At 49.8% G+C, this 6250-nt stretch carries 4 protein-coding genes; 3 read left to right on the forward strand and 1 reads right to left on the reverse strand.

The annotated features are described in order from the left end of the window. Positions 1-74: 74 nt before the first annotated feature. Positions 75-3113 carry a glycoside hydrolase family 2 TIM barrel-domain containing protein gene (locus DW642_RS09965; protein WP_055226297.1) on the forward strand — a complete coding sequence of 1013 codons (3039 nt, stop codon included), beginning with the start codon at positions 75-77 and terminating at the stop codon, positions 3111-3113. Between the two features lie 66 nt (positions 3114-3179). Then, positions 3180-5207 carry a beta-galactosidase gene (locus DW642_RS09970; protein ID WP_117510080.1) on the forward strand — a complete coding sequence of 676 codons (2028 nt, stop codon included), beginning with the start codon at positions 3180-3182 and terminating at the stop codon, positions 5205-5207. A gap of 62 nt (positions 5208-5269) precedes the next feature. On the opposite strand, the gene DW642_RS09975 is transcribed toward DW642_RS09970, so the two are convergent. After that, positions 5270-5554 (reverse strand): winged helix-turn-helix transcriptional regulator, encoded by a 285-nt coding sequence (locus DW642_RS09975; RefSeq protein WP_256359695.1) that lies wholly within the window; start codon positions 5552-5554, stop codon positions 5270-5272. 221 nt (positions 5555-5775) lie between these two features. Here DW642_RS09975 and DW642_RS09980 point away from each other — a divergent pair, with 221 nt between their 5' ends. Further along, complete coding sequence (locus DW642_RS09980) at positions 5776-6171, forward strand: pyridoxamine 5'-phosphate oxidase family protein (RefSeq protein ID WP_055226302.1); 396 nt, start codon at positions 5776-5778, stop codon at positions 6169-6171. Positions 6172-6250: the final 79 nt, after the last annotated feature.

Raw genomic sequence — 6250 nt, forward strand, 5'->3', positions numbered from 1 at the left:
GGATATTTGGATGAATATCCACCTTTTTTTCAAAAGATCAAAAAGAACAAAATTCCAGAAGGAGGAAAATAAAAATGGGTGTATTTCAGTATGAAAAAGTGAAGGACCCGACGTACTATGGAGAAAACCGGGTGGCGGCGCATTCCGATCACAGATATTATGGATCGGTGGAAGAAATGGAGCAGCATGTGGAAAACTTCCGTCACAGTCTGAACGGACTGTGGAAATTCCATTACGCAAAGAACTACGAGAGCACGATTCCGGGATTCGAGACACCGGAGTATGACTGCACAAAATGGGACGATATCCGCGTGCCGGCACATATCCAGATGGAGGGATATGACGCACCGCAGTATGCCAATGTGCAGTACCCATGGGAAGGAAGAGAAGAGATCCAGCCGGGCGAGATTCCGGAGCGGTTCAATCCGACGGCTTCCTATGTGAAATATTTTGAAGTGCCGGAGCAGATGAAAGGAAAACGGCTTTTTGTTTCCTTCCAGGGAGCAGAGAGCGGTATTGCCGTATGGCTGAACGGAACGTTCCTTGGCTACAGCGAGGATACGTTTACTCCGTCCGAGTTTGAACTGACCCCGTATCTGAAAGAGGGCGAAAATAAACTGGCTGCGCAGGTTTTCAAATGGACGAGCGGAAGCTGGTGCGAGGATCAGGATTTCTTCCGTTTCTCCGGTATTTACCGTGATGTGTATCTGTACACGATTCCGGAGGTTCACGTTTCGGATCTGAAAGTACAGACGCTGCTGGATGATACGTTTACGAAGGCAGATCTGGTCATTGATACGAAAATGATCGGAACAGGAAAGGTAAAAATTACCCTGTTAAAAGACGGAACGGCACTGCAGAGCACCGAAGGTGTGCTGGATGGGGAAACACAGTTTGTTCTGAAAGTCGATCACCCGGAACTGTGGTCCGCAGAGACACCGGTGCTGTATGATCTTCTGCTGGAAGTCACCGCAGAGGATGGAACGGTGCAGGAACTGATTCCGCAGAGAGTCGGATTCCGCCGCTTTGAGATGAAAGACCACATCATGATGCTGAATGGAAAGCGGGTTGTCTTTAAAGGCGTCAACCGCCACGAGTTCAGCTCCGTATCCGGCCGTGTCGTTTCGAGAGAAGAGCTGATCAAAGACCTGACGACGATGAAACAGAACAACATCAATGCAATCCGTACCTGCCATTACCCGGATGCGGTCGGCATTTATGATCTGTGCGATGAATACGGTCTTTACATGATCGCGGAGTGCAACATGGAGTCCCATGGAACGAGAGATACGGATGCGGTACGAAGCGGAGATTTCTCCGGTGTTGTACCATGCGACCGCCCGGAGTGGATGGACTGTATGCTCGACCGTGTCAATTCGATGTATCAGAGAGACAAAAACCATCCGGCGATTCTGATCTGGTCCTGCGGAAATGAATCGTTTGGCGGAAAAGTTATTTTTGAAATGTCCCAGTTATACCGGAAAATGGACCCGACCCGTCTCGTTCATTATGAAGGAGTTAATGACGACCGCAGATACAACGACACCAGCGATATGGAAAGCCGGATGTACACCACCGTCAATGAAATCCGTGAATTCTTGTCGAAAGACAGAAGAAAACCGTATGTCTGCTGTGAGTATGCACATGCGATGGGAAATTCCTGCGGCGCCATGAAGAAATATATGGATCTTGCCGAGGAAGAACCGCTGTTCCAGGGCGGCTTTATCTGGGATTATATCGACCAGTCAATCTACAAAAAAGACCGCTACGGAAAAGAGTTCCAGGCGTACGGCGGAGACTTTGATGATCATCCATGCGATTACAATTTCAGCGGAAATGGTATTGTATACGGCGGCGAGCGCGATGCTTCCCCGAAGATGCAGGAAGTAAAATTCTGCTATCAGAACATTGCTGTGGATGTACAGAAAGACAAAGCAGTTGTAAAAAATAAGAACCTGTTTGTGAATACCGATGCGTTTGACTGCGTGGTAATTCTCGAAAAAGAAGGAAAGAAACTGAAAGAAGTGCCGATGGAAATTTCCGTGGAGCCGCTTTCCGAAAAAACAGTGGAGCTTCCGATTGCCGTACAGACCCTTCCGGGCGAGTATGCGGTGACCGTTTCCTTCCGCCTGAAAGAAGATACCATATGGGGCAAGCGCGGCCATGAAGTTGCATTCGGACAGGGTGTTTATGAAGTGGAAGCACCGGCGAAAGCAGAAAAACCGGCGAAATTTGAAGTGATCCGTTCCAACCATGATTTTGGTGTGCGCGGCGAAAATTTTGATGTGATGTTCTCCGATCTGAACGGCGGACTCGTATCGTACCGTTACGGCGGCGTTGAGATGATCAAAATGATTCCGAAACCGAACTTCTGGCGTGCGCCGATCGACAATGACTGCGGAAGCCTGATGCCGATGCGTTACAGCCAGTGGAAGATTGCTTCAATGTATCTGTCCCACAAATATCCGAACGGCAGCCATTATCCGGGACTGTATGCGCCGGAAATCGAAGTACACGAGGACTGCGCAGAAGTCAGCTACCGCTATGTAATGCCGACCACACCGGCGAGCGAGTGCCGTCTGACCTACCGTGTCTTCGGCGATGGAAGCATTCAGACGACGCTGACGTATGATCCGGTGAAAGAGCTCGGCGATATGCCGGAATTCGGCGTGATGTTCAAACTGGATGCCGATTATGACAACGTTACCTGGTACGGCATGGGACCGGAGGAGACGTATGTGGACCGCTGTGCCGGAGCAAAGCTCGGTGTTTATAAGAATAAAGTCGAAGATAATATGGCGAAATATCTCGTTCCGCAGGAGTGCGGCAACAAGGTTGGTGTACGCTGGGCAACCGTGACGAACCGCAAGGGCCGCGGTATGATGTTCAGCGGCGACAAGATGGAATTTTCCGCACTGCCGTACACACCGCACGAGCTGGAAAATGCGATGCATCCGTATGAACTGCCGCAGGTACATTACACCGTTGTGCGCGTGGCAAAACAGCAGATGGGTGTTGGCGGAGACGACAGCTGGGGTGCACAGACCCATCCGGAGTACCTGATTCCGATTGATAAAAAACTGGAGTTTACCTTTACGTTTAAGGGAATCTGATGCGTTCAGCCCATTCTGTCCGTGGACAGGATGGGCTGTCTGCGAAAGAAAAGGAGACAAAAGCAGATGGGGAAAGAAGTAAATTTTGGAAAGCTCCTGCACGGGGGCGATTATAACCCGGAACAGTGGCTGGATTACCCGGAGATTCTGGAACAGGATCTGGCGTATTTCAAGAAAGCCAGAATCAACGAGGTTTCGCTTGGCATGTTTTCCTGGGCATTTTTAGAGCCGGAGGAAGGAGTTTTCCGTCTGGAATGGTTAAAAGAGGTGATTGACCGCCTGTACGAAAACGAAATTGTGGTTATGCTTTCCACGCCGACGGCGGCAAGACCGCGCTGGATGGCGGAAAAATACCCGGAGGTGCTCCGTGTCAATGCAGCGAGAGAACGGAATCTGTACGGGGAGCGCCATAATCACTGCTATACCTCACCGGTTTACCGGGAAAAAACGAGAATCATCAATACGAAGCTGGCGGAAATGTTCAAAGATCACCCTGGCGTGATTGCATGGCATATTTCGAATGAATACGGCGGAGAGTGCCACTGCCCGCTGTGCCAGGAGGCATTCCGCGGCTGGGTGAAGAAAAAATACGGCACACTGGAACGGCTGAACCGTGTCTGGAATACCGGGTTCTGGAGTCATACTTACCAGAGTTTTGACCAGGTGGAGAGCCCGTCTCCGAAAGGAGATTTTTCGCTGCATGGACTGAATCTGGACTGGAAACGGTTTGTGACGGATCAGACCGCGGATTTTGTAAAATGGGAAATCAAAGCGCTGCGGGACGCTGGGGCAGAACAGCCGTCTACCATCAATATGATGTATAACTTTACCGGACTGAACTACTACAAGTTTGCCGATGTGATTGACTTTGTATCCTGGGACAATTATCCGACCTGGCATAAAGAGGCGGAGACGGTAACAGCGATGGATACAGGTATGCAGCATGACATTATGCGGAGCATTCAGAAAAAGCCGTTTTATCTGATGGAGAGCTGTCCTTCCGCAACGAACTGGCAGTCCGTCAGCAAGCTGAAAAAACCGGGCATGCTGCAGGCCGCGTCACTGCAGGCAGTTGCGCATGGGTCGGATAGTGTGCTGTATTTCCAGATGAGGCAGAGCCGCGGTGCATCCGAAAAATTCCATGGGGCCGTGATCGACCATTATGGCGGATCGGATACTAGGGTATTCCGTGAAGTGACGAAAGTCGGCGCAGCTTTGGAGAAACTGCAGGAAGTGAACGGTTCGCAGAACCCGGCGGAAGCAGCCGTGATTTATGATGTCGAAAACCGCTGGGCGGTGGAAGATGCGGCGGGTCCGCGGAATGCAGGTGTTTTTTATAAAGAAACCGTGGAAAAGCCATATCAGGCATTCCGGAAACTGGGCATCAATGTGGATGTGATTGATGAGACGTGCAGCCTCGACGGATACCGTGTTGTGGCAGCGCCGATGGTTTATCTGCTGCGGGAAGGATGGACAGAGAAGGTTCGGAACTTTGTGAAAAACGGCGGAATTTTTCTGCTGACTTACTGGTCCGGCATTGTGGATGAGACGGATCTCTGTTACTTAGGCGGAACACCGCATGACCTGATGGATGTGATGGGATTCCGGAGTATGGAGATTGACGGACTGTACGATGGCGAATGGAACGAGGGCATTCCGGAACCGGAAAATCCGCTGCATCTGGAACTGGCATACCGCTGCAGTCATCTCTGCGAGCTGGTACAGCCATCGACGGCGGAAGTAGTGATGACATACGGAAAGGATTTCTATGACGGCATGCCTGCGATGACCCGGAATGTGTACGGAAAGGGAAAAGCGTATGCCGTTTGTGCGGACTTTGAACAGGGACTGTACGATGAAGTCTGCCGGAAACTGGCAGAAGAGGCCGGTGTGGAGCGGATCGTGGAAGAAGTTCCGGAAGGTGTGGAAGTCACGATGCGTAAGCAGAAGGACGGAACCAGGTACGTGTTTGTCCAGAACTTTAACCGGGAGGCCGTTGCGGTCAAACTGCCGATCGAGCGCTATCCGGTATGGCAGGGAACGTATGACGGAACGATCGGAAGCTGGAAGACGATTGTGCTGAAAGGAAGATAGAAGAGAAGAAAAGTCTGTTGAGAAAAATCGGAATGGGCTGTTTCTCAACAGACTTTTTTCGTTCATACATTTGCGGCAGCGTCTTCTTCCTGCGCCAGCTTTTTCTTATACGCCTCGCCCCAGTCCCACATCGCATCCATGATCGGGTGGAGGCTGAAGCCGAGTTCCGTCAGGGAATATTCGACACGCGGCGGTACCTCGGCGTAAACTTTACGGTTGACCAGACCGCTCTGTTCCATCTGGCGGAGCTGGGAAGTTAAAACTTTTTGAGAGACGTGACCGATGGACTTTTTCAGCTCGCCGAACCGCATGGTGCCGTGGAGCAGCAGATCGCGCAAGATCAGCAAGAGAAACGGGTGTTTTTTCTGCGGATGACATAAGAGAAAACCTCCTTTTTGAAGAAAATAATGATTTGAAAGATGGCGGAAACGTCTGATTTTACACAATAGTATCTTTTGGGTAACTACACCACAATATTGTGCTTACTTTACGAAAGAACTCTATGGATTTATTATAAAGCCATCGAAAGAAAAAAACAATTCAAAAAAACAAAATGGAGGAAAGTAAAATGAGCAAAGCAGTAGAATTTTTAAATGAGAATCCGATACAGTATCTGGCAACGGTAGGTCGTGACGGAAAGGCAAAATGCCGCCCGTTCATGTTTGCAGGAGAGGTTGACGGAAAACTGTGGTTCTGCACCAACAACACAAAAGATGTTTACAAAGATATGCAGGAGAATCCGGAAATCGAAATCTCTGTTTCCAGCCCGTCCTACGCATGGATCCGTCTGCACGGAACCGCAGTGTTTGAAAATAACATGGCTGTAAAAGAAGTGTGCATGCAGAACCCGATCGTAAAAGGCCAGTACCAGACCGCTGACAACCCGATTTTCGAGGTATTCTATCTGGACAATGCACACGGTGTAATCGCAGACTTTTCCGGAAACCCACCGTACGAGTTTTAATCTGTCGCTATGAATTTGAAAACTGTGCGTCGCATTCTCGTTACTTTAGCCTGCAAATAAAAAGTCAATACTAAAATTG

The organism is Blautia sp. AM23-13AC, from assembly GCF_003435675.1.
Taxonomy (GTDB): Bacteria; Bacillota; Clostridia; order Lachnospirales; family Lachnospiraceae; genus Fusicatenibacter; species Fusicatenibacter saccharivorans.